The organism is Actinomyces massiliensis 4401292 (assembly GCF_000269805.1).
GTDB lineage: Bacteria > Actinomycetota > Actinomycetes > Actinomycetales > Actinomycetaceae > Actinomyces > Actinomyces massiliensis.
On sequence record NZ_JH711481.1, the window covers coordinates 1,321,855 to 1,347,557 of the forward strand.

The 25,703-nt window shown below is 68.8% G+C and carries 22 protein-coding genes and 1 tRNA gene; 15 read left to right on the plus strand and 8 right to left on the minus strand.

Annotated features, from left to right (window positions below):
- Window positions 1-105: 105 nt before the first annotated feature.
- Both W5W_RS0105550 and W5W_RS0105555 read right to left on the minus strand, forming a co-directional pair.
- A complete protein-coding gene (locus tag W5W_RS0105550; protein ID WP_008733643.1) occupies window positions 106-774 on the minus strand; it encodes a potassium channel family protein in 669 nt (222 codons plus the stop codon).
- 103 nt (window positions 775-877) lie between these two features.
- Window positions 878-2,536, minus strand: coding sequence for an MFS transporter (locus W5W_RS0105555; RefSeq protein WP_017194681.1), 1,659 nt, complete (start codon window positions 2,534-2,536; stop codon window positions 878-880).
- A gap of 134 nt (window positions 2,537-2,670) precedes the next feature.
- On the opposite strand from W5W_RS0105555, the gene W5W_RS0105560 reads away from it, so the two are divergent.
- A complete protein-coding gene (locus W5W_RS0105560) occupies window positions 2,671-3,339 on the plus strand; it encodes a TetR/AcrR family transcriptional regulator (protein ID WP_029574098.1) in 669 nt (222 codons plus the stop codon).
- Between the two features lie 65 nt (window positions 3,340-3,404).
- On the opposite strand, the gene W5W_RS0105565 is transcribed toward W5W_RS0105560, so the two are convergent.
- Window positions 3,405-3,878, minus strand: coding sequence for a hypothetical protein (locus W5W_RS0105565; RefSeq protein ID WP_017194683.1), 474 nt, complete (start codon window positions 3,876-3,878; stop codon window positions 3,405-3,407).
- Window positions 3,879-3,888: 10 nt separating this feature from the next.
- Window positions 3,889-5,505: a TrkH family potassium uptake protein gene (locus tag W5W_RS0105570; protein WP_017194684.1), complete on the minus strand. Its 1,617-nt coding sequence runs from the start codon at window positions 5,503-5,505 to the stop codon at window positions 3,889-3,891.
- 222 nt (window positions 5,506-5,727) lie between these two features.
- Between W5W_RS0105570 and W5W_RS0105575 the strand changes: the two genes are divergently transcribed.
- From W5W_RS0105575 to W5W_RS0105595, 5 genes are all read left to right on the plus strand, one after another.
- Window positions 5,728-5,967 (plus strand): helix-turn-helix domain-containing protein, encoded by a 240-nt coding sequence (locus W5W_RS0105575; protein ID WP_008733611.1) that lies wholly within the window; start codon window positions 5,728-5,730, stop codon window positions 5,965-5,967.
- A gap of 202 nt (window positions 5,968-6,169) precedes the next feature.
- Complete coding sequence (locus W5W_RS15640) at window positions 6,170-6,268, plus strand: 30S ribosomal protein bS22 (protein WP_003792170.1); 99 nt, start codon at window positions 6,170-6,172, stop codon at window positions 6,266-6,268.
- Window positions 6,269-6,400: 132 nt separating this feature from the next.
- A complete protein-coding gene (locus W5W_RS0105585; protein WP_017194685.1) occupies window positions 6,401-7,684 on the plus strand; it encodes a UDP-N-acetylmuramate dehydrogenase in 1,284 nt (427 codons plus the stop codon).
- A 350-nt stretch (window positions 7,685-8,034) separates the two neighbouring features.
- Entirely contained in the window at window positions 8,035-8,883 is an 849-nt protein-coding gene (locus tag W5W_RS0105590; protein ID WP_238533264.1) for a glycerophosphodiester phosphodiesterase family protein, read from the plus strand.
- A 428-nt stretch (window positions 8,884-9,311) separates the two neighbouring features.
- Complete coding sequence (locus tag W5W_RS0105595) at window positions 9,312-10,835, plus strand: MFS transporter (RefSeq protein ID WP_017194687.1); 1,524 nt, start codon at window positions 9,312-9,314, stop codon at window positions 10,833-10,835.
- Here the strand turns inward: W5W_RS0105595 and W5W_RS0105600 are convergent.
- Entirely contained in the window at window positions 10,799-11,854 is a 1,056-nt protein-coding gene (locus tag W5W_RS0105600) for an adenosine deaminase (protein WP_017194688.1), read from the minus strand. The two genes, W5W_RS0105595 and W5W_RS0105600, sit on opposite strands and share 37 nt — an antisense overlap.
- Window positions 11,855-11,992: 138 nt before the next feature.
- Between W5W_RS0105600 and W5W_RS0105610 the strand changes: the two genes are divergently transcribed.
- Both W5W_RS0105610 and W5W_RS0105615 read left to right on the plus strand, forming a co-directional pair.
- Window positions 11,993-13,240: a phosphotransferase gene (locus W5W_RS0105610; protein ID WP_017194690.1), complete on the plus strand. Its 1,248-nt coding sequence runs from the start codon at window positions 11,993-11,995 to the stop codon at window positions 13,238-13,240.
- A 212-nt stretch (window positions 13,241-13,452) separates the two neighbouring features.
- Window positions 13,453-14,961 (plus strand): alanine/glycine:cation symporter family protein, encoded by a 1,509-nt coding sequence (locus W5W_RS0105615; RefSeq protein ID WP_017194691.1) that lies wholly within the window; start codon window positions 13,453-13,455, stop codon window positions 14,959-14,961.
- An 87-nt stretch (window positions 14,962-15,048) separates the two neighbouring features.
- Here the strand turns inward: W5W_RS0105615 and W5W_RS0105620 are convergent, their stop codons facing one another.
- Complete coding sequence (locus W5W_RS0105620) at window positions 15,049-16,281, minus strand: pyridoxal phosphate-dependent aminotransferase (protein WP_017194692.1); 1,233 nt, start codon at window positions 16,279-16,281, stop codon at window positions 15,049-15,051.
- 241 nt (window positions 16,282-16,522) lie between these two features.
- Between W5W_RS0105620 and W5W_RS0105630 the strand changes: the two genes are divergently transcribed.
- The 5 genes from W5W_RS0105630 (at window position 16,523) to rplA (ending at window position 19,444) form a co-directional block, all read left to right on the plus strand.
- Window positions 16,523-16,595: transfer RNA gene (locus tag W5W_RS0105630), tRNA-Trp, on the plus strand.
- 94 nt (window positions 16,596-16,689) lie between these two features.
- Entirely contained in the window at window positions 16,690-16,968 is a 279-nt protein-coding gene (gene secE, locus W5W_RS0105635; protein WP_008729736.1) for a preprotein translocase subunit SecE, read from the plus strand.
- 123 nt (window positions 16,969-17,091) lie between these two features.
- Complete coding sequence (nusG, locus tag W5W_RS0105640) at window positions 17,092-17,949, plus strand: transcription termination/antitermination protein NusG (protein WP_008729735.1); 858 nt, start codon at window positions 17,092-17,094, stop codon at window positions 17,947-17,949.
- Between the two features lie 287 nt (window positions 17,950-18,236).
- Window positions 18,237-18,668, plus strand: coding sequence for a 50S ribosomal protein L11 (rplK, locus tag W5W_RS0105645; protein WP_008729734.1), 432 nt, complete (start codon window positions 18,237-18,239; stop codon window positions 18,666-18,668).
- 86 nt (window positions 18,669-18,754) lie between these two features.
- Entirely contained in the window at window positions 18,755-19,444 is a 690-nt protein-coding gene (gene rplA / locus W5W_RS0105650; protein WP_008729737.1) for a 50S ribosomal protein L1, read from the plus strand.
- Between the two features lie 67 nt (window positions 19,445-19,511).
- Here rplA and W5W_RS14705 read toward each other — a convergent pair whose 3' ends face one another.
- On the minus strand, window positions 19,512-20,171 hold the full coding sequence (locus W5W_RS14705) for an OmpA family protein (RefSeq protein WP_008733245.1): 660 nt from the start codon (window positions 20,169-20,171) through the stop codon (window positions 19,512-19,514).
- 95 nt (window positions 20,172-20,266) lie between these two features.
- On the minus strand, window positions 20,267-20,929 hold the full coding sequence (locus W5W_RS0105660) for a hypothetical protein (protein WP_029574100.1): 663 nt from the start codon (window positions 20,927-20,929) through the stop codon (window positions 20,267-20,269).
- 422 nt (window positions 20,930-21,351) lie between these two features.
- Here W5W_RS0105660 and W5W_RS0105665 point away from each other — a divergent pair, with 422 nt between their 5' ends.
- The gene (locus W5W_RS0105665; protein ID WP_017194696.1) at window positions 21,352-23,841 is read left to right on the plus strand and encodes a serine/threonine-protein kinase; all 2,490 of its coding nucleotides are present in this window, start codon (window positions 21,352-21,354) and stop codon (window positions 23,839-23,841) included.
- Window positions 23,842-24,075: 234 nt separating this feature from the next.
- Window positions 24,076-25,650, plus strand: a complete 1,575-nt coding sequence (locus W5W_RS0105670; protein WP_008733232.1) for an OmpA family protein — start codon at window positions 24,076-24,078, stop codon at window positions 25,648-25,650.
- The last annotated feature ends 53 nt before the right edge of the window (window positions 25,651-25,703 follow it).

The window sequence follows — 25,703 nt, forward strand, 5'->3', positions numbered from 1 at the left end:
GCCGGGTTGCCGGGCTGGGTCCCCGGTCGTCGATCTCGTTCGAAGAAGTCTGTTTCGTGGTCTCGTATCTGTATACGGGACGCCGAACAGGCCCGCGCTCCGTCCTCAGGCCCGGTTGGCGAAGCGCTCCAGCAGCGTTGCGTCCCCGCCGACGACGAGCACGTCCTCGGCACTGACCAGGGTTTCCGCCGTCGCGTACTCGAAGGGCTCGCCGGGGCTCATGAGGCCGAAGACCGTGATGCCGTAGCGCGAGCGGATCTTCGACTCCCCGATGGTGAAGCCGTGCAGCTCGGCCGGCGGCCGCATTTTGACGATGGTGAAGCCGCCCTTCTCCATCTCGATGTAGTCCAGCATGCGGCCGCTGACCAGGTGCGCGGCGCGCTGACCGGCGTCGAACTCGGGGTAGACCACGTGGTGGGCGCCGATGCGGCGCAGGATGCGTCCGTGCGCCCGGGAGATCGCCTTGGCCCAGATCTGGTGGGTCTCCAGGTCCACGAGATTTCCGGTGATGAGGACGCTCGCCTCCAGGGACGTCGCCACGCCCACGACCGCGGTGCCGAACTCGGTGGCGCCCAGCTGCTCGAGCGCCTCCATGTCGGTGGCATCGGCCTCGATCAGGGGGATGCGGCCGGTCCACTGGCGCACGATCGCCGGATTCGACTCCACGGCGAGGACCTCTCGGCCGAGCCGGTCCAGGGTGGCCGCTACGGCCGACCCGAAGCGTCCCAGTCCGATGACGAGGGTCGAGTCGGTGCGATCGACGGGGGCTGCCATGGGTTCTCCTGCGCGGGCGGTACGGCGGATGGCCGGGCGGAGGCCGCGGCCTGGTGCATCCACCGTAGTGCAGTGCGGACGCGGGGTGGGCCGGGCGGCCGCCTCAGTCGCGGCGACGAGACCGACGGGCCTGCAGGGCGGCGCGTGCTCTTCTCAGGGCCGCCGGCGCCGTCAGCGCTCCCAGCAGCGCTCCGACGGCGATGAGGATGCAGGCCATGAGGAGGAATCCGCCGCTGTAGGCGCTGATCTGCGCGTGATCGGCCAGCTCGGCGGTGAATCTGGCGATGATCGATTGCCCGGCGGCGGAGTCCGGAGTCGCTTGCGCCTGGCTCAGTGCCCTCATGGCCTGCGCCTTGGTCTGCTCCGCATGCTCATCGACGTACATGTTCACGCGCCTGCTCGCGTAGGTCGCCAGGAGGGCGACGCCCAGCGAAGCGCCGATCTGCTGGGAGACGGTGATCACCGCCGAGGCCAGGCCGATGTGAGATGCGGGGATGTCCCGGGTGCCGGAGTTGAACGCGACCGGCATGACGAAGCCGATTCCGATGCCGAAGATCAGGAGTCCGGGGATGACTGCTGCGGCATAGGTGGAGTCGACGTCGATCCGGGACAAGAAGGCGAAGGCCGCCGCCTCGATCCCGATGCCCAGGATCAGGACGCCGCGCGTGCCCAGACGCCGGAGGAGGAACTGCCCGGCCGTCGGAGCGGTTGCGACGAGCGCGCCGATCATGGGCAGGAAGGCGATTCCGGTTCGCAGGGGCGAGTAGCCGAAGTGGTTCTGCATGTAGTAGGTCAGGTAGAGCGCCCCGCCCATCTGGGACGCGCCGACCGTGGCCGCTCCGACGTAGGAGGCGGCTCGTGCGGGCCGGGTAACAATCCATAGGGGCAGCGTGGGGGCGGAGGCGGTGCGCTCCCTGATGACGAACAGCAGCGCCAGGACGATCGCGGCGGCGAGCCAGCCGATGGTCGACGCCGATCCCCAGGAGGTCTGCTCGGCGCGGTCCAGGCCGAACACTGCGCTGAAGCAGGCCGCGCAGCCCAGGAACAGGCCGGACAGGTCGGAGAATGCCGGCTCGTCGCGGCGGGGGTTCGCGGCGGGCAGTCCGCGCAGGCCGACGAGGAAGCCGATCGTGGCGATCGGCACGTTGACGTAGAGGGACCAGCGCCAGTCGAGCCAATCCGTGAGCGCCCCTCCGATCAGGAGCCCGGCCGCGGCTCCGACGCCGCCCGTCGCGCCGAAGAGCGCGAAGACTCGTCTGCGACGCGGGCCTTCGGGGAAGGCGGAGTTGAGCAGGGCGAGTGCCGTCGGTCCGAGGAGCGCGGCGAAGGCGCCCTGGGCGGTGCGGGCGGTCACCAGCACGGGGAAGGAGGTCGCCATGCCCGCGACGAGGCTCGCGGTGGCGAAGCCGGTTTGCCCCAGCCAGTAGGCCCGACGGATGCCGAGAACGGCCGTCAGGCGCCCGCCGAGCAGGACGAGCCCTCCATTGGCGAGGGTGTAGGCGGTGATGGCCCACGGGCGCTGGGAGGACGTCAGCCCCAGATCCTCCTGCATGCGGGGCAGGGCGATCGCGATGATCGTCATGTCGAGGACGATCATGAGCTGAGTGATCAGGGAGCCGGCGACGAGGGACAGTTCCCGGGAGGGCGGGGAGGGGGTGGCCTGCGATGCGGCTTGCGATACAGCCTGGGATGCGGTGGCGCCGGTCGCTGAGAGACGGGGCGCTGCTGCGGGTTCCGGGGTCGGCGTGGGGGACATGATCATCACCAAATCAAAACGATCGTTTTTATGTTCGAGTCGGACTCTATTCGGCGGCCCATCTCGATGCAACAACGATCGTTTCGTTTTGGTGGTGCTGTGTGCTATGCCATATTCGGACGGTCCCGTATCCTGCTGCCATGCCCCGCGTCACTCAGTCGCACCGAGATCGGCAGACCGCCCGAATCCTGGCGGCTGCACAACTCTGTTTCGCTCGGCGGGGCTTCGACGGCGCCTCAATGGACGAGATCGTCGCCAAGGCGGGGATGTCGTCGAGTACGGTCTACCGATACTTCCCGGAGGGCAAGAGCTCGCTCGTGCGGACCGTCATCGGTCGAGTCATGGATCCGGTCGTGGACTGGATCGCGGGGCTGGCCGAGGTCGATGAGCTCCCGAGTTTCGAGGACGTCTTCGTGACGGCGGTCGAGCGCTCCTGGGTCTTCGGGCGCCCGTTCCTGGGTGAGGCCGATGCCTCGCCCGAGGCTGAATCTTCTGAGTCGGCTGCCGCGACCGCGGCCCCCGACCAGATCGATCTGATGGTCGGCGTTTGGGCGGAGCTGGCGCGGCAGCCGGATCTGCGGGAGGTGTATGCGGACGGCTATATCCGCGTGCGCGGGGAGATCGCGCGCGTGGTCCGTCAATGGCAGGGAAGGGGGGTCATCGCGGGCGGGATCGATCCCGATGAGGCGGCCGCCGTCATCCATAACGCGGCCGTGGGGCTGATCATCCAGCGAACCGTCACCGGTGAGCTCGGCCGGGCCGACGCCGCGACGACCGCCCATGCGGTCACGCGGCTCCTGGGCATCTGAGGGGTCTCTGATGCGCGTCTGACGGGCGTCCGATCGCGGGTCCCGGACTCCGCCGGCTCGCCGCCTCACCGCTCGGGCGGATCGGGCTGCTCGGGCGTCTCGGGGCGCGATGGGCGCTGAAAATCCGAGTCCGACAGTCTGGCCATGATGAAGGCGTTGTCCATTTCGCGCTCGTCGCCCAGGCCGCGGTAGGCCAGGCCCACGATCTCCCAGTACTCCTTGAGGTTCTCGTCGCTGGCGTCGGAGAACTCGTAGAGCGCGCCGGCGAGCTCCGCGGCGTGCAGGCACTCCTCGTACTGATGGGCCAGCAGGTGCCTGGCCGCCGCGGAGACCAGCTCCTGGGCCGGACCGTAGGTGATCAGACTCAGGTGCGGGTCCGCCTGCTCGCTGCTGCGGCCCGCCATGGCGGCGGCTCTGGCGCGCATGGCCAGCCGTGCGCCGTCGTCGTACATGCCCTGCGTGATGGCACGTATGGATAGGGAGCGCAACCGCGTGGCCTTCGGGTCGGAGGCCTCTTCCGGGGGGTCGTCGTACCGCATGGGCGCCTCGTCAACCGATGAGCGGGCGCTCGGCGGGCATGCGGATGACGCGACGGCGCTCGCGCATGGCCAGGGCGGTCGCCGCCGTCATGGTGCCCACGCGCCCCACGAACATGAGGACCACGATGACGTACTTGGCGCTGGTCGGCAGCAGGGGCGTGATTCCGGTGGACAGTCCCACGGTGGCGAAGGCGCTGACGACCTCGAACAGGATGCGGTCCAGCGTCAGGTTGGTCATCTCCAGCATGAGCAGCGTCGCGGTGCCGATGATGGAGGCCCCGATGAAGGCCACGGCCACGCTCAGGCGCACCGAGGACAGGGTGATGCGCCGCCCGAACGCCTCGATGTCGCGGTCGCCCCGCGCCTCCGCCAGAATCGCCAGGACCAGGATCGCGAAGGTCGTCACCTTGATGCCGCCGGCCGTGGAGGCTGAGCCGCCGCCGACGAACATGAGCGCGTCCTGAAGGAACCAGGTCGCCTCGCGCATGTGTTCGGGGGTGATCGTGGACAGCCCCGAGGAGCGGGCGTTGACGCCGTTGATGAGCGCCGTCAGGAGCTTTCCCCCCGTCGGCAGGGCTCCGTAGGTGCGGGGGTTGGTCCACTCGAAGGCGGCGATGGCCAGGGCGGAGACGGCCGACAGGGCGGTGTAGGTGGCCAGGGTCAGCTTCGTGTGCAGGGTCCACTGGCGCGGGCGTCGCAGGTGGCGCACGACGTCGAGGATCACGGGGAATCCGACGGCGCCCACGAAGGTGCCCACGGCGATCGGCACGCCCATCCACCAGTCCGTCGCGTAGGGTGCCAGCCCCTCGGGCAGGATGACGAAGCCGGCGTTGTTGAAGATCGACAGCGCCATGAAGAGCGCGTACCAGCAGGCGTGCCCCAGGTCGAGCCCCAGTGTGAGGAAGCGGGGCAGGAGGATGAGCGCCAGCAGGGTCTCGGCGCCGAGTGCGGTGTATATCACGGCCCGTAGTAGGGCGGCGACGTCGCCCAGGCGGGACTGGTTCTCGCTGGCCGCCATCATTCGCTGGGTCAGGCCCACATGGCGGGATACGGCGAAGGACAGCAGGGAGGCCAGCGTCATGATGCCCAGGCCGCCGACGGCCGCGCCCAGAATGATGACCGCCTGGCCGAAGGGCGACCAGTAGGTCGCGGTGTCGACTGTGGTCAGGCCGGTGACGCACACCGCCGAGGTCGCCGTGAACAGGGAGTCGATCATGCTGGCGTGCCGATTGTCGGCGGTCGCAATGGGCAGACTGAGCAGTGCCGTGACCACCGCGATGATGCCGGCGAAGACGACGACGGCCAGGCGGGCCGGGGTGAAGCGCGCGGCCCTCGCCAGGCGGCTGCGCAGGTTCCAGCGCTCCAGGAGCGCCAGAAGTCGTGGGGTCTCGGGGTTGCCGGCGGTCTGGGGCGCGGTGGAGGGCGAGGAGGAGGGCTCCGCAGGGGCGGTCGTGCTGGTCGCGGTGGTCGTTCTGGTTGAGGCGGTCGCAGTGGTCGAGGAGCGCCGTCGCCTCGCGAAGGTGGGGATCGGGGCGTGCCAGTGCCGGGGTCCGGAGGCACGCTTCCCCCGCTCTCCGCCAGGGGGCGGGGAGTCCGTGTGTCCGAGGGGGCGGTGCGAGGGGGGCACAGGGACATTCTTGCCCGGAGGGCCCGATGGCGGTAAACCGCGCGCCCTGCTGCCGTGATCAAAATGTGATCTGCGACGCGAGTGGCTCATGTGAGAGGAAATCACCTATGCGTCGCGAGAGGCTCAGGTTATATTGTCTGTGGGCCCGCTGTGGTGCGGACCCGCGCGGCGGTAGCAGCGCTGTCGCGTCACCGACATCCGACGACGGGAAACTCACAACCCATGGCACCGGGCATCCCTTCCTCCGGCGCTTCGAGCGCCCCCTCCTTCCTCACCGTGGCCGAGGTCGCCACCATGCTCCGCGTCTCCAAGATGACGGTCTATCGCATGGTTCACTCCGGCGACCTCCCGGCCATGCAGGTCGGCCGTTCCTTCCGCGTGCCCGAGCGCGCCGTCAAGCAGTATCTCTCTGCTGGGCTGGGTGACTGGGGCCACGAGCAGTCTGAGTCGACGGGCTCCTGATACCCGCTACACTCACGCAAGTCACCAGTGTGGCCGGAGTGTGGGCTGTCCGCGGGCAGCCCGCCGTTCGGCCACCGTACTCGCTCAACTCGCTCACCGCTCGCTCATGCTCTCCGGCCATCGGCCGGCGTCGGCGATAGATGCCGGAACATGAACGTGAACGTGCTCGAGCCTCCGGATGCACCACAACTGAGGAGTCCCTATGGGATCTGTCATCAAGAAGCGCCGCAAGCGCATGGCCAAGAAGAAGCACCGCAAGCTGCTCCGTAAGACCCGCCACCAGCGCCGTAACAAGAAATGACGATCGCACCGCTGTGATCGCAGGCCCCGCACCGCTTCGTGCGGGGCGTTCTTGTGAGTGAACGCCAGCCGGAGCCGTGCACGGCATCAGCCCGATGCCCGCCCGATCTCAGGAGCCATTCAGGAGTCAGTCATGAGTCAGCCCACCAGCGACACCCCCGGTCCCCTTGGCTCCGCCGAGCCCCTCTTCGAGGACGAGATGTGCGCCATGCCCCTGTCCGTCAACGCGGACTGCGCCGACTGGCCCGCGTCCGTTGAGGCGCTCGGCCGGGTGCCCGGCTCGCAGGCACAGGCGGAGGCGCCCTGTCTGGCCGAGCTGACGACTCTGCGCGTGGGCGGCCCGGTGGGCCGCTATGTCGAGGCCGCCGACGAGGCCGAGCTCATCGACGTCGTCAGGCAGGCCGATGCCGAAGGCGCGCCGCTGCTCGTGATCGGCGGCGGCTCCAACATCCTGGCCGCCGATCGCGGCTTCGACGGGGTCGTCGTGCGCGATGCGCGCGCCGACGTCGACCTGGTCTCCGATGACGCCTGCGGGGGCGCGGAGATCACCGCCACGGCGGGCACCACCTGGGATGACCTCGTGCGGCAGGCTGTTGCCTCCCACTGGGGCGGCTTCGCCGCGCTGTCGGGCATCCCCGGCACGGTCGGTGCCGCTCCCGTGCAGAACATCGGCGCCTACGGCACCGAGGTCGCCGAGCTCCTGGCCTCCGTGCGCGCCTGGGACCGCGCCGCGGGGAGAGCGGTTCACCTTCCGCTGTCGGAGCTGCGTCTGGCCTACCGCGACTCCGCTCTCAAGCGCTCCTTGACCGATCCGGATATCGGTGCAGGACGCACGTGGGGGCCGACGGGCCGCTGGGTCGTGCTCTCGGCGACCTTCCACGTGCGCCAGGCGTCCCTGTCCGCCCCCATCGCCTACAGTCAGCTGGCCGCGGCTCTCGACGTCGATATGGGCGCCCGCGTCGATGCCCGTGAGGTGCGCGAGGCTGTGCTGGCACTGCGCCGCTCCAAGGGCATGGTCCTGGATGCGGCGGACCACGACACCTGGTCCGCCGGCTCCTTCTTCACCAATCCGATCCTCACTCGGGCGCAGGCCGCGACTCTTCCCGAGGATGCGCCCCGCTTCCCTGTCACCGACCACACGCGGGTCGTCGCCGGCACCCGGGGCGCTCCCGTCGTCGATGGCCTCGTCAAGACCTCGGCCGCCTGGCTCATCGACCACGCCGGGTTCCCGAAGGGCTTCAGCGTCTCCGGGGGCTCCGGGCGGGCGAGCCTGTCCACCAAGCACGTGCTGGCCCTGACGAACCGGGGCGACGCCACCGCGGACGACGTCGCCGCCCTGCGCGATGCGATCGTCGCGGGGGTGCGGGAGCGCTACGGGGTCACCCTGGTGCCCGAGCCCGTCGCCGTGGGCTGGTGAGGTCAGGCATCCCGAGCCCGCCTCTTTCGTCGAGATCGGTCGTACTCCGGCTCGAGATCGGTCCAAGCGCGCGCCGGGCGGCCCGCCGAACCGATCTCGGTGCGGAAGCGGACCGATCTCGGTGCGGAAGCGGACCGATTTCGGTGCGGAACTGGACCGATCTCGGTGCGGAAGCGGACCGATCTCGGCGTGGGCGGGTGGCGCGCTAGTCTGGACCCGGACGTCGAGACCGGGGAAGAAGACTGCACATGCCGGATACGTCGAGTACGCCAGACACGTCGGGGCCGTCGGGTCCTCACGATGGGAGTCGTGAGGGCCCCACCGCGCGGGCGCTCGCGCGCATCGCCGGCATGACCGTGACTGCGACGAGCAGTGCAGGTCGGGCTGCAGGCGGGGCTGCAGACGGGCCGGACGGAGCCGGCCGGGCACCGGCGCTTGCGAAGCGCAATGCTCCCTGCCTCGAGCGCGCGGTACTGGCCCATCGGGGGCTGCCCTCGGCCGCCCCCGAGAACACGATGGCGGCCTTCTGCGCAGCCGCCGACGCGGGCGCCAGGTGGATCGAGACCGATATCGACCTGCTCGCCGATTCGACCCCGGTGATCATCCATGACACTGCTCTGGGACGGACCACCGACCGCAGCGGCAGCATCTACGGGCTGCGGGCCGCCGACCTCGAGAACATCGACGCCGGCGGCTGGTTCGGCCCCGGTTTCGCCGGCCAGCGCATTCCCACGCTGGACAGCTTCATCGACTTCATGAATGAGCGCGGAATCAACGCCAACATCGAGCTCAAGGCCAACGAGCAGGGGGCCGCCCGCAGTATCGAGCTGGTCGATGCGCTCGCCGCGGCGCTGGAGCGGCTCGACGCGTGCAGGCAGGTCCTCGTGTCCTCCTTCAGTCAGCCCCTGCTCATGGCCTTCCACCAGCGCCACCCCCAGTACGCCACCGCCGTCCTGTACAAGTCGGCGACCATCCGGCCCGACTGGCGCTCGGTGGCCGAGCTGTGCGGAGCCGTCGCCATCCACCCAGAGGACGAGGGGCTGACCGAGGCGATGGTGCACGCCGCCCGCGCGGCCGGCTACGGCGTCAACGTGTGGACGGTCAATCGGCCCGACCGCGCCAACCAATTATTCAACTGGGGCTGTACCGGGGTGTTCAGCGATGTCTATCCGCTTCTCGCCGCGGGCCCGGCGCGCTGAACACATCGCTCGGGACAGGGGAGTCCCGCCCGGGTCTTTCTCCACCTGGACCGCCCCACCGGAGGGCTGTGATGGTTGGCTGACGGGCTGTGACGGTCGGCTGACGAGAGCCCGTAATCTCGTACAACGACCGCGGTTGGCAATTCTCTGTGCTGTCGAGTAATGATGGCGCAGCGGCACGGCCCCGCGCGTTCTGTATTATCAGTATTATCCGGAACGCGTCTCTTTACTCCCACGATCGTTCCTATTTCATTCCTGCCATGTTCTGTTCGAACACCGGCCATGCCGTTATGTTCTCCATCTCATCAGCGCAATGACAATTGACAATCCCGACGTCGGATAACCGCTGTCGATCTCACTATTCTCGCTCAGGGCCCCGACTCTCCTTCCCCGTTACATCACCCGATCTCTCTTGAGGAGATATCCCGATGAGTCCGCGTTCAGGTTCAGCATCACTCCTCCCCGCCTTCATGCGCCGGGGCCGCATCCTGCCCTTCCTGATCATCTCCCTGTCCGGAGAGATCATCTATGGGAGTTTCGAGGCCTTCAAGGGATCACTTATGATTCCTCTGCAGGAGACCCTCGGAATTACTCAAACCCAGTTCGGCCTGCTCATGACCTACCTCGGCCTGGCCATGTTCATGTATGTGCCCGCGGGCTGGGTCAACAATCGCGTCCGAGTGCGCACAATCATCCTGTACGGCATGGGCTGGAGAATGATCACCGGCCTCATCCTGTTCGTGTTCATTCCGCCCTTCGTGATCATGAGCGCCATTGCGATCTCCTGGGCGGTCGTCGATGCCATCATATGGCCCGCCGTCGCCAACGGCGTGTGCGTTCTGGCGGCGGATCAGGACCGCAAGGGCAGGGGCCTGGCGATGGGGCTGCTGGAGGCGATCCGCCGTTTGACCGAGTTCGTCCTGAACGGAATCGTCATCCTGGTCCTCATCGTCCTGCCCGATTCGACGACCACCGTCATGCGCGGCTTCGCCATCGGCTACGCCCTGCTCTTGATGCCGATGATGCTCGCCGTGGCGCGCCGCGTCCCCGACACCAAGATCGCCACCGCGGAGAACGCCTCGCATTCGATGGCCGCTCTCAAGGGCCTGCTGCACGTGCTCGCCCTTCCCCGCATCTGGCTCGCCGGCATCGCCGCAATGGCCGTGTACTGGTGCGACGTCAACCTCATGTACATCTCCGCCCCGTACCTGGAGCAGGTCTTCGGGGCCTCTACCGCGGTGGCGGCGACCTTCGGCATCTTCAACGTGGGCGTGGTCGCCATGTTCGCCGGAATCATCTCGGGAGTCACGGCCGACTACGTCTTCAAATCATCTACCAGGATGATGATGGTCGCTCTGGGCATCGTCGCAGTGGCCTGCAACATCATCCTGGTACTGCCGGCCACGTCGGGCATGATCGGGCCCATCGTCTGCCTGCTCGTTCTGGTGGCTCTGGCCACCTTCCTCGGCAAGTCCGTGATTCTGGCGCCTATCGGCGAGCTGGAGCTGCCCGAGGAGATCGATGGATCCGCCATGGCGGTCGGCTCCCTTCTGGCCTACGCCTCCGTCCTGTGGGGCTACAACCTCAACGGTCGTATCCTTGACAGCTACGTCTCCGACCCGGCCACGGGATATCGGATCATCTTCATGATCACTGCGATCGCCGCGGGGCTCGGCTGCATCACCGCCGTGGTCCTGGACCGGGCCAACCGTCGCGCCGCTCGACTCGAGCGGGGCAGGGAGACGGTTGAGCCCTCCGGTAACCCTGATAACCCCGATGAGGCTGTGAGCGCGGCCGTAATCGAGGATGAGGCGCAGTCCGTGGTTGAGGCTGGGGAGGAGGCGGCGGAGCCTCAGTTCGCGGGCGAGGCCCCGGCTGAGCCGGCAGCCGAGGTAACGGAGGCTGCGGACGAGCCTCAGGATCCGGAGGAGACCGGCACCACCGTCTCCTGATCCGCTGGGCCGGCCAGCCAGGCGTCGATCTCCGCCAGCCATCGGCGCTTGGAGGTCGGCGAGGCCAGGCAGGCCCGGATCGAGCTGCGCGCCAGCTCGGCCAGGGCGGTGTCGCTCAGGCCGAGCCGGCGCGCGATCTCGTACTGGTCGGTCAGCCGCGACTGGAACAGGAGCGGATCGTCGGCACTGAGTGCGACCTGCGCCCCGTGCTCGAGCAGAGTCGCCAGCGGAACGTCCTCGGCGGTGCGGTAGACCCCCAGGCACACGTTCGAGGTGGGGCACACCTCCAGGCTGATGCCCGCGGCGACCACGGAGTCCAGCAGCGCCGGATCCTCGCTCGCGCGCACGCCGTGCCCCAGCCGCGTCGGCCCCAGGGCCGTCACCACGTCGCGCACGTGCTCGGGCCCCAGCAGCTCGCCGCCGTGCGGGAGCGAGGCGAGTCCCGCGCGGCGGGCGATCGCGAAGGCGGGCTCCCACGCGCTGGTCCGGCCGGCGCGCTCGTCGTTGCTCAGCCCGAAGCCGACGACCGTGCCCGGAGCGTCCCCCGCATACCTGGCTGCGAGCCGGGCGAGCGTGCGCGCGTCCAGGGGGTGGCGCATGCGGGAGGCCGCCACCACGACGGCGACCTCGATCCCCGACAGGATCGTCGCCTGGCTCGCCGCGTCGAGGACGATCTCCAGCGCCGGCGTGAGGCCTCCCACGAAGGGGGCGTAGGAGGTCGGATCCACCTGGATCTCCAGGCGCCGCGAGCCCTCTGCGGCGTCGTCGAGCGCGGCCTCCAGCACGATCCTGCGCATGGTCTCCTCAGTGGTGACCAGGTGGCGGGCGGTGTCGTAGGCCCGCTGGAAGCGGAACCAGCCGCGGTGGTCGGCCGGGACCCGGAGCGGGTCGCCGTCGATGAAGGACGACGGCAGGCGCGTGCGCGAGGCCTGGGCCAGGTCCACCAGCGTCTCCAAGCGCATCGCCCCCGTGAAGTGCAGATGCAGGTGCGCCTTGGGCAGGCGGGAGAGGTCGCGCATGAGACCGGATTGTGTCATGCGCCCGGTCGTGCTGGTCCTGGTCGCCGACGGCGCCGTCATGCGCCGGTGTCAGCCCTCAGCCGCAAAAGTCGTCGCGGATGTGGCGGATGACGCCTCGCGGTGAGGCACACTACTCCCATGAGCAGAACGCAGGTCGCACGTGAGCCCGAGGAGGTCGCCCTCCTGACCGGGCCGCGTGCCGCCTCCGTCCTGTCCGGAGCGCTGGCCCCGGTCGGCCAGCAGCTGTTGAGCTGGGAAGTGCACTCGGTCCACCATCGGCCGGGCGCCGGGGTCTCCGTCGGCTACACGGCCGTCGTGGTCACCCCGAACGGGTCTCATCGCACTGAGTATCTGTGTGCGACGACCGCGCGCCTGTCCAACCCCCAGGCGGCGGGCCTGACCCGGGTCTCGCCGCGCGGCGGGGAGGGGCCGGTCGTTCATGTCTGGCGGCATCCCGCTGATCCCGAGCTGCCGGCGTTGGCGATCGCCTGCACTCCGTCGCTGCTCTCCCGGCGTCTGGGCACGCCGATTAAAGCCACCATGGTGGCTTATCGGCCCACGCGGCGCGCGGTCGTGCGCGTGACCTACTCGGACTCGTCGACCGCTTACGCCAAGGTGCTGCGGCCCGGCCAGTCGTCCGCTTTCGCGGATCGGCATCGCATGCTGCGCGCGGCGGGCGTGCCCGCGCCCGATGTCCTGCGCGACGACCCGGACGGCCTCGTGCTGCTGTCGACCGGGCGCGGTGTGGCCCTGTCGGGCCTGCTCTCCCGCGGCATGGACGAGGGGCGCGCCGCCCGCGTCTTCACCTCCCTGACCACGCTTCTGGACGCGCTGCCCACCAGCGCCCTGCAGCTCACCCCTCACCCGGCCTGGTCCGAGCGGGCTCGCCACTACGCGCATGCGGCCTCGACGGTGCTTCCCGAGCATGCTCTGCGGGCGCGCGCCATCGCCGACGGCGTCGAGCAGCTCATGGCGGCCTCCGATCCCGGTCCGATCGTCCCGGTGCACGGCGACTTCTACGAGGCGAATGTCCTCATGGAAGGCGAGGGCGTGGCGAGCATGCTCGATGTGGATTCCCTGGGGCCCGGTCACCGTGTGGACGACCTCGCCTGTCTGCTCGGCCATGTCAGTGTTCTGGACCATCTGGCCCCGGCCTCCTACCCCCATCTGCGCCCGGTGCTGGAGGTGTGGACGCGCCTGGCCGAGCAGCAGGTCGATCCGGTCTCTCTGCGTGCCCGCTGCGCCGGCGTCGTCCTGTCTCTGGTCGCGGGTGCGCGCCGGGAGGACGGCGGTCCGTGGCGCCCCGACGCCGAGGGGCGGCTCGCGCGCGCCGAGACCTGGCTGGCCCAGGCCCGGGAGATTCAGGCCAGGCGGGGTGCGCACTGAGGCCGCGGCCGTCCTAGAAACCGCGCTGGAAACCTGGGAACCTGGGAACCTGGAAACACTGAACTAGCGGCATGGGCGCATGCGCCCGGAGCTCCTCTCCGCCTCCCCGCAGCCCTTAGCCCCTGTCCGCATGGCGGATGTCACCTTCCCGTCATCGTGCGTGCGCATACGGTGCGGCGCACACCCGACCCGGGGACGGAAAGGCGCGTCCAATGCTCGATCCCACCTTTGCCGCAGCCCATCCCATTGCGGGCTCCGCAGCGCCCGCCAGCGCCGCAGCGCCCGCCGGCGCCCTCAGTGCCCTCAGCGATGGCCTCGAGGCTTTCGACGCCTTCCTGTGGGGGCCATGGCTCCTCATCCCCCTGCTGCTGGGCACCGGCGTGGTGCTGACGATCAGGCTGCGGGGGCTGCAGGTTCGAAAACTCGGCCCCGCGCTGCGCTTCGCCTTTCTGCAGCGCGACGGCGGCGGAGAAGACGCGAGCGCGGAGGGGGACATCTCCCACTACCAGGCTCTGACCACAGCGCTGGCGGCCACCGTGGGCGTGGGCAACATCGTGGGGGTCGCCACTGCGATTCACCTGGGCGGCCCGGGCGCCCTGTTCTGGATGTGGGTCACGGCCCTGTTCGGCATGGCCTCGAAATACGCCGAAGCCTTCCTCGCGGTGCGGTTCCGCACCGTCGACGCCCGCGGGCGGCAGTCCGGCGGCCCTCAGTACTACCTCATGCGCGCCGTGCCCGGCGTCGCGGGGAAGGCGCTGTCGATCTTCTTCGCCTGCGCCGCCATTCTGGCCTCCTTCGGCATCGGCTCGATGACGCAGTCCAACGCGGTGGCGGCTCAGCTGCACAACTCCTTCGGCTGGGACGGCGCCGTCGTCGGCATCGCCCTGGCGATCGCCGTGGGCGCCGTCCTTCTGGGCGGGATCGAGGCGATCGGCACGGTGACCAGCGCCTTCGTGCCGATGATGATCGTCTTCTACGTCGGCGGCTGCTTCTACATCCTGGCCGCCAACGCCTCCGGGATCCCCGCGGCGCTCGGCCTGGTGCTCGGCGGCGCCTTCACCGGGCACGGTGCGCTCGGCGGTTTCGCCGGATCGACGTTCCTCATGGCCGTGCAGTTCGGGGCGGCGCGCGGCATCTTCTCCAACGAGTCCGGAATGGGGTCGGCCGCCATCGCGGCCGCTGCGGCCAGGACCAACCACCCCACCCGTCAAGGGCTGGTCTCCATGACCCAGACCTTCATCGACACGATCGTGGTCGTGACCTGTACGGGGCTGGTGATCCTGACGACCGGGACCTGGACGGGCTCGGACCCGGCCACCATGACCGGAGACGCCTTCACCCATGGTCTGCCGGGAGAGTGGGGCCACTACATCGTGTCGGTCTCGATCGTCTTCCTGGCGGCGTCGACGATCCTGGGCTGGGCCTACTACGGCGACCGTTGCGCGGAGCGGCTGGTGGGCGTGCACGGCGTGCTGCCCTTCCGGCTCATCTTCACCTGCGTCGTCTTCCTGGGCGCGGTCACCGAGCTGAAGGACGTGTGGACCTTCGCCGACATCGCCAACGGCCTCATGGCCATTCCGAACCTCATCGGCCTGCTGGTCCTGTCCGGCCTGATCGCCCGGGAGACCGCCTCCTACCTGGAGCAGGATCCGCACCTGCGCCGCCGCGGCGACGACTTCGACTCGCTGCCGCAGACGGCCGCCGACGATTGCGCGAACTGAGCCTTGCGACGCCGGCGGGGCCGGAGCCCATTCCTCGGGCTCCGGCCCCGCCGGCTGCTGACAACTGCTGACAACTGCTCTGCTGGCTCAGTCCACCTCGGCCAGGAGCGTCTGGATGCGGCCGACGCCCTCGACCAGGTCGTCGTCGCCCAGCGCGTAGGACAGGCGCAGGAAGCCGGAGGGCCCGAAGGCCTCACCGGGCACGACGGCGACCTCGGCGTGCTCCAGGATGAGCCCGGCCAGGGTGGCCGAGGAGTCGATGGCGGTCCCGCGCAGGCTGCGGCCGAGCAGCGCCTCCATGCTGGGGTAGGCGTAGAAGGCGCCGCGCGGCACGGGCACGGTCAGCCCCTCGATGGTGGAGAGCATCTCCACTATGGTCCGGCGGCGGCGGTCGAAGGCGCTGCGCATCTCCTCCACGGCGGTCAGATCGCCGCTGACGGCCGCCAGTGCCGCCCGCTGGGAGACGTTGGCGACGTTGGAGGTCAGGTGGGACTGGAAGTTGGTGGCCGCCTTGATGACGTCGGAGGGGCCGATCATCCAGCCCACGCGCCAGCCGGTCATGGCGTAGGTCTTGGCCACCCCGTTGAGCACCACCGTCTGGTCGGCGAGCTCGGGCACCAGGGCGACGACGTGGGCGGGCTGGGCGCCGTCGTAGAGCAGGTGCTCGTAGATCTCATCGGTGATGACCCAGATGCCGTGCTCCAGCGCCCACTCGCCCAGGGCCCTCAGCTCCTCGGGGGTGTAGACCGAGCCGGTCGGGTTCGACGGCGAGCACAGGAGCAGGGCCTTGCTGCGCGGCGTGCGGGCCGCCTCCAGCTGGTCCACCGTGACCTTGTAGTCCTGGTCGGCGCCGGCGAAGACCTCCACCGTGGTGCCCCCGGCCAGGGCGATGGCCTCGGGGTAGGTGGTCCAGTAGGGGGCGGGCAGCAGGACCTCGTCGCCGGGGTCCACGAGTGCGGCGAAGGCCTGGAAGACGGCCTGCTTGCCGCCGTTGGTGACCAGGATGTCGTCGGGGGAGACCTCATAGCCGGAGTCGCGCAGCGTCTTGGCGGCGATGGCCTCGCGCAGCGCCGGCAGGCCCTTGGCGGGGGAGTACTTGTGACTGGCCGGGTCCTTCGCGGCGGCGACGGCGGCCTCGACGATGTAGTCGGGCGTGGGGAAGTCGGGTTCCCCGGCTCCGAAGCCGATGACGGGGCGGCCGGCGGCCTTGAGGGCCTTGGCCTTGGCGTCCACGGCCAGGGTGGCTGAGGGGGCGATGGCGGACAGGCGGGCGGAGACGCGGCTCCTGGGGGCCGTGCGTTCGGTGTTATCGGTGCTCACGGGCTCATGGTCCCACGCATGGGTGTCATGCGCCCGTCACACGGGGCGCACGGGGCCGCCGGGAGTGCCGGGATCGTGAGGCGCGAGCCGGTGAGGAGCGCGGTGATGCGTACGGCGATGAGCGCGGTGAGGAGCGCGTGAGCATGCCGATCTGCCGGCGATGGGCCGACTCGCGTGGCGCAGTCCACGTCCCGGCGCTTCGCCATCCGGGCGAACCTGTGACAAGATGGGGCACCGCTGAAGGGCAGTGGCGCAATTGGTAGCGCACCGGTCTCCAAAACCGGCGGTTGTGGGTTCGAGTCCCGCCTGCCCTGCTGAGAACGGCGGATCTGTCGGGGATACCGTCGGTTCCGTCCTCTCGCCCATTAAGGGCATGATCGAACCGTCGAACCCGAGGAACCTCAGAGCATGAGTGAGAGCGCGAGCGTCGCCAGGCGCAAGCAGAGCACCAGGCGCGGCCCCCTGGGGGGCATCGTCCTGTTCTTCCGCCAGGTGATCGACGAGCTGCGCAAGGTCGTCTGGCCCACGAGCAATGAGTTGTGGACCTACTTCCTCGTCGTCGTGGTGTTCATCGCGGCGATCATGGCCTTCACCGGGGTGCTCGACTTCGCCTTCGATCGGCTCGTGATGTGGGCCTTCTCCCGCCCCGGGGGAGGCGTGCAGCCGACTCTGACTCCGACTCCTTGACAATCCCTGATAATTCTGACAACTCCCCAACCCTTGAACCCCTGAGCCCCTGAGACTCCTCCGAGACTCACTGAAGCCGGGCGTCGCCCTCAGTCGCATCCGCCCGAGGAAAGCAGGTACATCGTGTCCGAGCCGTCCGAGCAGATCCTTCCCGAGGAGCTTGCTCCTGTCATCGACGAGGTCGACGAGGAGGCCGTCCAGCTGGATGAGGCGCAGCCCGACTCCCTGGACTCTCAGGCCGAGGAGGCCGTCGCCGAGGAGGTCGAAGAGGCTGAGCCGGCTGAGTCCGCCGAAGAGGCTGAGCCGGCGCCCGCCGCGCCCGAGCCCGAGGTCGATCCCGTCGAGGAGTTCCGCAAGCAGATGTCCTCGCTGCCCGGCGAGTGGTACGTCCTGCACACCTACTCTGGCTATGAGCGCCGTGTGGCCGCCGATATCGCCGCCCGCGCCGAGAACTTCGAGATCGAGGACTATGTGTTCGACGCCGTCGTCCCCATGGAGACGGTCATCGAGATCAAGAACGCCGGCAAGAAGAAGGAAGTCTCCCGGGTGCGCATCCCCGGGTACGTCTTCGTGCGCATGGACCTGGACGACCCGGAGACCTCGGATAAGGTGTGGCGCACCATCAAGGACACCCCGGCCGTGACCGGCTTCGTCGGCGACCGCTATAACCCGGTGCCGCTGACCTTCGAGGAGGCCGTCTCCCAGCTCGGCCCCACGCCCGAGGAGATCGCCGCCAAGCAGACCGCCGCCAAGGCCGCTCCCCAGGAGGGCGCGAGCGCCAAGGCGTCCTCGGACGGTCCGGTCTACGAGGTCGCTTTCGAGGCGGGCGAGTCCGTCATCGTCACCGATGGCCCCTTCGAATCCCTCCCGGCCACCATTGCCGAGATCCATCCCGAGACCCAGAAGCTCCAGGTGCTCATCTCGCTGTTCGGCCGCGACACTCCGGCCGAGCTGTCCTTCTCCCAGGTCGCCAAGATCTGAGGCGGTAGGGGTCGTCGGCTCCGGCCCCGAGGACTCCTGAGCACTGTTGTGCACCGCGACGCCCGTCGTCGGCCAGTGGGACCGACGACGGGCGTCGCGTTTCACACGAGTCGCCGCTGTGATTCCGTGCACCGAACGCTCCGCGGACTCCGGTCGGGGATAAGATGAGCGTTCGTGTGTGCGTATGCCTTATGGTCGCGCAATATGCAGGTTGTGCAGGCGCATGCGCACGCACTCCGCTGCACGGCAGGCGTGCAGCTCTCCGGACAAGAAAGAGATCCATCCACATGGCTCCCAAGAAGAAGGTCTCTGGGCTCATCAAGCTCCAGATCCAGGCCGGCCAGGCCAACCCCGCCCCGCCGATCGGCCCCGCGCTCGGTCAGCACGGCGTGAACATCATGGAGTTCTGCAAGGCCTACAACGCCGCGACCGAGTCCCAGCGCGGCAACGTCATCCCGGTGGAGATCACGGTCTACGAGGACCGCTCCTTCACCTTCGTGACCAAGACGCCGCCGGCCGCCGAGCTCATCAAGAAGGCCGCGGGCGTGCCCAAGGGCTCCCCGAGCCCCCACGCCGACAAGGTCGGCTCGCTCACCGCCGCCCAGGTGCGCGAGATCGCCGAGTCCAAGATGGCCGACCTCAACGCCAACGACGTCGAGGCCGCCTCCAAGATCATCGCCGGCACCGCCCGTTCCATGGGCATCACCGTTGAGGCCTGAGCCGCGACTGACATCGCACCCCCGATCGAACCCCCCCGTGGAAGGGCCGGCGCGGCCCGTTCACCACGACTGCTAAGGAGAAGCAGATGACCAAGCGCAGCAAGGCCTATCGAGCCGCCGCTGAGAAGATTCAGTCCGGAGTCCTCTACACCCCGGCCGAGGCCGTCGCACTCGCCAAGGCCACGTCCGTCACGAAGTTCGACTCCACCGTGGATGTCGTCCTCCGTCTTGGCGTGGACCCCCGCAAGGCCGACCAGATGGTGCGCGGTACCGTGTCCCTGCCGCACGGTACCGGCAAGACCGCACGCGTCGTCGTCTTCGCCCAGGGAGAGCGCGCCGAGCAGGCCCTCGCCGCGGGCGCCGACGAGGTCGGCAGCGATGATCTCATCGCGAAGGTCGCAGGCGGTTACACCGACTTCGACGCCGCCGTCGCCACCCCGGACCTCATGGGCAAGGTCGGCCGTCTCGGCCGCGTGCTCGGTCCCCGTGGCCTCATGCCCAACCCCAAGACCGGCACTGTGACGATGGACGTGGCCAAGGCCGTCACCGACATCAAGGGCGGCCGCATCGAGTTCCGCGTCGACCGCGCCGCGAACCTCAACTTCATCATCGGCAAGGTGTCCTTCACACAGGAGCAGCTGACCGAGAACTTCCAGGCAGTCCTGGACGAGGTTGTGCGTCTGAAGCCGTCGACCTCCAAGGGCCGCTACATCCTCAAGGCGACCATGGCCACTACCATGGGCCCCGGCATTCCGCTGGACGTCGCCAAGGCCTGAGGCTCTTCTTCACGACGGCGTCGGCCGCCTCCCATGCGTGGGAGGCGGCCGACGCCGTTCTCGATCGCTACTGATTCCAGGTGAGCTCCACCCGGCGGTTGGCGGCCCTGCCCTCCTCGCTGACGCTGCCGTCGTCATTGGTCTCGCTGGCCGCGGGCTGGGTCTCCCCCTTTCCCGAGGCCTCTACTTTTACTGAGGGCGACCGGGAGGTCAGATAGTCCGCCACCGCCTGGGCCCGCTGTTCGGAGAGGGTTTGATTGTGGGCGTGGTCGGCCACCGAGTCGGTGTGGCCGATCACGGTGACCGAGTCCGGCGGCGTCCCGCCCCAGTCCGACACGATGCCGTCCAGGATCTCGGTGGCACGGGGCGTCAGCGTCGCCGAGTCCACCTCGAAGGTGACATCGCTGTTGAGGGTCGCCTTCGTCCTGCCCTTGCCGGAGTCGGTGGTGACGGCGCCGTCGGACGCCCCCGTGCGCAAGACGAGGGAGAGCGCCGGGGCCACCGTGTCTATGACGGGTGCGATATCAGGAGTTGCCGACTTTGGGGGTATCGCTCTGGTGGCCGTGGGGGACAGGGACGCTTTTGTTGCTGTTGCTGTTGCTGCCGCCGACGGGTTCGGCGTCGGAGAACCGCTTTCCTTGGCGGCCGAGTCCGCCGCGGGGACCAGGAGTCCGGCCGCCAGCGCGGTCACGGCGGCCGCGGCGACGGCGGGTCGTGAGGCCACCATGCGGAATCCACGAAATCTCTTGAATCCGGTGGATCCACTGAATCTTCTCAATGCTCTGCTAATTCGCTGGTGCCTCTGATGCGCGGTTCGGGAATTCATCGCGTCACCGGCACATTCTCGAAAGCGCCCGCCATGGGAATGGTGACGGTGACGGTGTCCACGTCATCGGGCACTGCCGCGAAAGACGTCTGCAGAACTGTGGTGGCGCCTCGGGCGATGGCGACGCCATCGGTGCTGGAGCATAAGCATCCGCCGGCGGTGTCGTAGGCGGATCGGTAGATCTTCTTGCTTGAGGTGTCCAGAACCGTGACGCCATCGGTGTTGAATTCGGTTCCGCCGCTTGTCGTAGCTCCATCATCGTTGAGGGGAACATCATTGGATCCGTCGGAGAAATGAGTCATCACGGACCAGGTATTGCTGGAAGAACCCGGCGTATCGTTCGTGACAGAGAAGATGACGGTGGTGATCCCACCGGTCACGCTCACCGAGTTGAGCGTGACTGACAGCGGAATGTCATTGTCGGAGGTCTGTCGCGTGGCGACCACCGGCAGCTCCGAGTCGACCTCCACGGGGTCCGTCGAACCCGCCGCGGCCTGCGTATCCGCCAGCGTGCTTTTCACCTCCTGAGAGGTCGCGGGGTGGGTGGCGCTGGAATCGCCATCGCCTTTGCCGACCTCCACGAATTGGCATCCGGTCAGGCTCGCGGCCAGTCCGATTGCGCTCACTGCGGCTAGAGCCCGTCCTGGAATCCCGATCATTGCGGATCCTCCTATTCTTCATTCCTCACGATTCTTCGCGATTCTTCATGGTCATCTTCATTCTGACGCGGCCGCGCTGCGCGATATCGCTGCGATGTCCGTGTGATGTCGGTGTGGTGTCGATGCGATCTCTTCGAGCCGTAATGGGCTCGCGGCGCGGTGTCACAGTAAAAGACTCTCAGCGCTCGACGAATGGGCACTTTTGCACGGGGAGAAAACGTGTCGTACCCGGGGATGGCCGGGTACTCCCCATATCCGCATTCACTCCCCATGCACTGCACGGGGAGTGAATGGGGATGAACCGGAGGGCGAACTGGAGAATGAATTGGAGGGGTGAGTATGGCCCACCGTCATCACACGCGGGTCACGACGCTGTAGGTTTGGCCCCGTAGCCGACTAGCCCCGACCCGAGTGGAACCCGCATGACCGCCCCCAGTCCGACCAGCCCCGGAGAACCCCGTCGCCTCGGCAGCGCCTATGTCCTGACCTCCCTCATCGGCACCGGCGCTCAGGGCGAGGTCTGGCTGGGACGCCGCGTCGACGGCCCCGCGATCAACCTCGCGGTGAAACTCCTGCGCGCCGATCTTCTTCAGGATCCCGGGGTCATCGAGCGCTTCGTGCGCGAGCGCGCCACCCTGATGCGAGTGCGTTCCCCCTATGTCGTCGGTGTGCAGGACATGGTGGTCGAGGGGGACAGCGCCGCCATCGTCATGGACCACGTCGGCGGTGGGGACATGCGCGGGCTTCTGGAGGCATGGGGCACCATGCCTCCCGCCGAGGTCGCCAGGGTCGGGGCGCTCCTGGCCGAAGGGCTGTCTGTGGTGCACAGCGCCGGCGTCGTGCACCGCGACGTCAAGCCGGCCAACGTCCTCATCGACGTCGTCGATACCCCTGGCGCCTCGGCCCAGGCGCCCGCCGGGCAGGCCGTCACCACGTGGATCCCGCGCCTGGCCGACTTCGGTGTGGCCCGCATCTGCAGCACGGTGGCCTCCTCCAAAGCGACCGGCGCCATCGGCACGCCGCTGTACATGGCGCCGGAGATCCTCGACGTCCATGCACCGACCCCCGCCGCCGACATCTACTCGCTGGGAATCGTCCTGTACGAAGCGGCGTGCGGTGTACCGCCCTTCGTCGGCGCGCCCTCCCAGGTCCTCGGTCAGCATGCGCGGCGGGCGCCGGGGCGGCCGCAGGGCATCCCGGACTCCTTGTGGATGATGATCGAGCGGATGCTCGCCAAGCGGCCGGAGGCTCGACCCGCTGCGTCCGAGATCGCCCAGACCCTGACCGCCGTCGCCCCCAGTCTGGCGGGGCTGCCGGCGGCCCCGCGCGCCCAGGAGCCGCCGCCCTCGACGCCGTCGGCGGTGCCGTACATGTGGAGCGAGGAGTCAGAGTCAGCCCCGAGCGAGGACACCGTTGCGCCCACCGCTCCTACGACGGGGACGGACCCAACGGTTGTGGACGGGTACGCGCCCACCCTGGTCGCGCCCTCGACGCCGGCCGGGGAGACAGTAGCGGTATCCCCGTCCCCGGGCACGCCGACCATCTCGTCCGCCTCCGCCGCGGGTGCCACTGCGCCGCGCCGGCGGCGTCGCCGTCCGCTCATCGTGGCGGGCATCGCCACCGTTGTCGTCGTCTGCCTGGTCCTGGTCGCCGGAGGCCTGTTCCTGTGGCAGCGTCACCGCAGTCAGGCCGCCCTCGCCGGTACCTTCGCCTCCCTGCCGGGCAAGGCCAAGGTGGTCGAGCTGCGCCATATCACCGACGTATCCGACTATGCCTCCGCGCCTGGCGGAGGCGCCCTGGCGGTCAAGTCCTCCGGCGAGTGGTCGCTGTACGACCTCGATTCATCGGATCAGGCCCCGACGTGGACGGGCAAGTGCGACAAGGTCCGCTTCTGGAACAACACGACGCTGGCGTGCAAGGGAACATCCGACGCGATGACCCTGGTCTCGCTCGATGGCAGCACCTCTGACGATGTGCCCGGCCCGGCGGGCCATCAGCTCATGGGCTCCGACGGCGAGCGCGCCGTTCTCATTGAGGGCGACACCAAGGGCACGAGCAGCTCCCAGGGCTCCCTGGTCGCCATCGACAAGGACGGGAAGGAGTCCTGGCGCTCGGAGGGCCACTTCTCCAAGGCCCGCGTCAGGAACGGCTTCGTTCTGGCCTATGAGGGCCACTCCAAGCGCCTGTACGTCCTGTCCGCCGCCACCGGGGACGTCCTCTACTCCCAGGCCGTCGACACCGCCCCCGACTTCGCCCGTACGGGTTCGGGCAGCAGGGATCCCGCTCCCGGTGACGAGTACTTCGAGCCCGGCGGCATCAATCTCGATGCGGGAACCAACGCCTTCGTCGTGCGGGGGAGCTCGTCCGCCACCGTCTACGATTCGCAGGGGGGCCAGATCGCCAGCATCTCCAGCGATACCTCGAAAGACCCGGCCTGGGCGATGTCGGCGAACCGTGAGGCCAAGGACTTCGCCAACGATCTGTCCAAGGTCGAGGGTGCGTCCGACACGTTCGCGGTGGTCGGGGCGGGCGCCTCGGTGCCCGTCGAGGCCGATGCTGCGGGCTGCGAGGCCACGCGCACCGACAAGAAGGTCACATTCACGCCGCCCGAAGGGGCCTGCACCATGAGGCCCATGGGCCTCATCGGAGGGGATTCTGCCGCCCTGTTCGCCACGGGGGACTCCACGACCACTACGAGTGGCACGAGTAGCTACGACACCACTGACGCCTATGCGGTCGCCTACGACCTCAAGACGGGCGAGCAGTTGTGGCAGGCGGCCGGCATTCCGGCCCGGGCGCTGCCGCCGTCCAGCAATGCCTCCGGGAATGCAGCCGGGCAGCCGCGCCTGCTCATGCTTCGAGGCACGAGCAGCAGCGGCGAGCTGGTCATCGACGCCATCGTCCCCGGCTGAGCTCGGCGGGCGCAGCCGCCGGTGGGCGGGGGCCTGCAGGCTGCACTCGGGCTGTACTGGCTGGCTTCCGGCCTGCTGCTGACTGCCGGCCGACTCGACTCGCTGCCTGCCGCCTGCCGGGCCCGTCGCGCACCCCGGCTCGGCCTCGTGCGCGGCGGTGCGGTGCAGTACTGCCCATCGTCGCCGCGGGCGCGGCACGGTATTGTCGCGACACCACGTATAGGAAAGTGACCCATGAACAACCTCCGTCATCCCCGCGCGACACGATCCGGCCTTTCCCGCCGGGTTGTCCTCTCGCTGCCCGCGCTGGCTGTGGCCGGCGGGCTCGCCGCCTGCAACAAGCGCGAGTCCCCCATCGTTCCGGCGACCCCCACAGCCTCCCCGGCCTCGACCGCCGCCGAGGCGCTCACGACCGGTGAAACGCTCAACATCTCGGTCGGCCCGCTGGTGCGCGTCACCCATCAGGGGAGCGATCTGTCGGTACTTCCCCTCACCATCGCCCGCCCCAAGGATGCGGTTGAGCCGACATTGAACGCCGCGGCCGTCATTATGGGAGGTATTACGAGCAATGTGGTTCTTTACAGGCCTCTGCGTCTGATCGACTCCGCGGGGCTGCGGGTCTGGTCGACCACCACCGGGAAGACCGATTTCGGCTCCATCGCTCCCGGTGATGACCAGGACCTCTATCCGACTTTCGGTCCGGTCGACGTCGATACGGTGACGGTCTTCCTGTCTCACGGGGGCTTCATTGAGGTGCCCGTCGTCAACGCCGACGATGCCCAGGCGCCCAAGCTGGACGTCGGCTCGATCGTTTCGAATGCGAAGCTTCAGGACACCCTGCGCGATCCCGTGTCCATCGAGCGCTACTCCGTGGCACTGGACGGCTCCTCCAGCGGGCTGACCGATGGGGACGAGACGTCCGTGGACGTGGCCAGCGATGTCACCTTCGCCGTCGATTCCGCCGAGCTGACCGCTCAGGCCGACGATGCTCTCAAAGGGGTCGCCGAGACGATCGCCGGTTACAGCGGCGGGGAGCTGACGATCACCGGGCATACCGACGATGTGGCGGACGACGCCCACAACCAGAAGCTGTCTGAGGACCGGGCCCAGGCCGTCGCCGACCGGCTCGGGAAGCTGACCGACCTGAGCGCCTGGACGACGACCGTCGCCGGCAAGGGGGAGACCGAGCCCAAGTCCGCCAACGACACCGAGGAGGGCCGTCAGGCCAACCGGCGCGTCGAGGTGGTCATCGCTCCGACGGACGGGACCGACGGCTCCCTGGCGCGCTCCGGCAGTGGCGCCGAGATCCCTGAGCCCGCCGGACCCAGCGGCAGCGGACCCGATGGCGTCACTGTCGGGAGCGGTACGTTCGGGCTGGGGCAGGTCACGGTCAAGCTCGCGCAGGTGCAGCGCCGTGGAAGCCTGCTGCTGGGCGTCCTCGAGGTCACCGGGGGCAAGGGCGGGTCGTTGACCCCTCTGGGTACTGGTTGGCTCTCCGATCCGGGCAGTGTGCTCAACAATGCGCGCGGCGAGCTGGGCGGCGCCACGAGCCTGTTGGCCTCCGACGGGCTGACCCTGCTGTCGGGGTCGGATCGGATCTATCCCGTGGACTACCTGCTGCCCGATTCGGATGCGCACCGTGCGCTCACCGAGCTCGAGCTCTCCGAGATCCTGACCGAGGGGCAGACGAGCCGGGTGTGCGTGGCCTGGCCCGACACCGAGGAGGACACCGTCATGGTCGATCACCCGGACGGCGGCGCCCTGCCCTGGCCCTGGCGGCTGACCGACGTGCCCGTCGTCGATGGCTGAGTAGGCTGAGTAGGGTCAGGCGGGTGGTCCGGGTCCCGTTCCCGTTCAGTGCC

Excerpts from the sequence above, each read along its gene's own strand:
- W5W_RS0105550 (WP_008733643.1), bottom strand. The coding sequence starts at position 774 with ATGGCAGCCCCCGTCGATCGCACCGACTCGACCCTCGTCATCGGACTG.
- W5W_RS0105555 (WP_017194681.1), bottom strand. The coding sequence starts at position 2,536 with ATGATCATGTCCCCCACGCCGACCCCGGAACCCGCAGCAGCGCCCCGT.
- W5W_RS0105560 (WP_029574098.1), top strand. The coding sequence starts at position 2,671 with ATGCCCCGCGTCACTCAGTCGCACCGAGATCGGCAGACCGCCCGAATC.
- W5W_RS0105565 (WP_017194683.1), bottom strand. The coding sequence starts at position 3,878 with ATGCGGTACGACGACCCCCCGGAAGAGGCCTCCGACCCGAAGGCCACG.
- W5W_RS0105575 (WP_008733611.1), top strand. The coding sequence starts at position 5,728 with ATGGCACCGGGCATCCCTTCCTCCGGCGCTTCGAGCGCCCCCTCCTTC.
- W5W_RS15640 (WP_003792170.1), top strand. The coding sequence starts at position 6,170 with ATGGGATCTGTCATCAAGAAGCGCCGCAAGCGCATGGCCAAGAAGAAG.
- W5W_RS0105585 (WP_017194685.1), top strand. The coding sequence starts at position 6,401 with ATGAGTCAGCCCACCAGCGACACCCCCGGTCCCCTTGGCTCCGCCGAG.
- W5W_RS0105590 (WP_238533264.1), top strand. The coding sequence starts at position 8,035 with ATGACCGTGACTGCGACGAGCAGTGCAGGTCGGGCTGCAGGCGGGGCT.
- W5W_RS0105595 (WP_017194687.1), top strand. The coding sequence starts at position 9,312 with ATGAGTCCGCGTTCAGGTTCAGCATCACTCCTCCCCGCCTTCATGCGC.
- W5W_RS0105600 (WP_017194688.1), bottom strand. The coding sequence starts at position 11,854 with ATGCGCGACCTCTCCCGCCTGCCCAAGGCGCACCTGCATCTGCACTTC.
- W5W_RS0105610 (WP_017194690.1), top strand. The coding sequence starts at position 11,993 with ATGAGCAGAACGCAGGTCGCACGTGAGCCCGAGGAGGTCGCCCTCCTG.
- W5W_RS0105615 (WP_017194691.1), top strand. The coding sequence starts at position 13,453 with ATGCTCGATCCCACCTTTGCCGCAGCCCATCCCATTGCGGGCTCCGCA.
- secE (WP_008729736.1), top strand. The coding sequence starts at position 16,690 with ATGAGTGAGAGCGCGAGCGTCGCCAGGCGCAAGCAGAGCACCAGGCGC.
- rplK (WP_008729734.1), top strand. The coding sequence starts at position 18,237 with ATGGCTCCCAAGAAGAAGGTCTCTGGGCTCATCAAGCTCCAGATCCAG.
- rplA (WP_008729737.1), top strand. The coding sequence starts at position 18,755 with ATGACCAAGCGCAGCAAGGCCTATCGAGCCGCCGCTGAGAAGATTCAG.
- W5W_RS14705 (WP_008733245.1), bottom strand. The coding sequence starts at position 20,171 with ATGGTGGCCTCACGACCCGCCGTCGCCGCGGCCGCCGTGACCGCGCTG.
- W5W_RS0105660 (WP_029574100.1), bottom strand. The coding sequence starts at position 20,929 with ATGATCGGGATTCCAGGACGGGCTCTAGCCGCAGTGAGCGCAATCGGA.
- W5W_RS0105665 (WP_017194696.1), top strand. The coding sequence starts at position 21,352 with ATGACCGCCCCCAGTCCGACCAGCCCCGGAGAACCCCGTCGCCTCGGC.
- W5W_RS0105670 (WP_008733232.1), top strand. The coding sequence starts at position 24,076 with ATGAACAACCTCCGTCATCCCCGCGCGACACGATCCGGCCTTTCCCGC.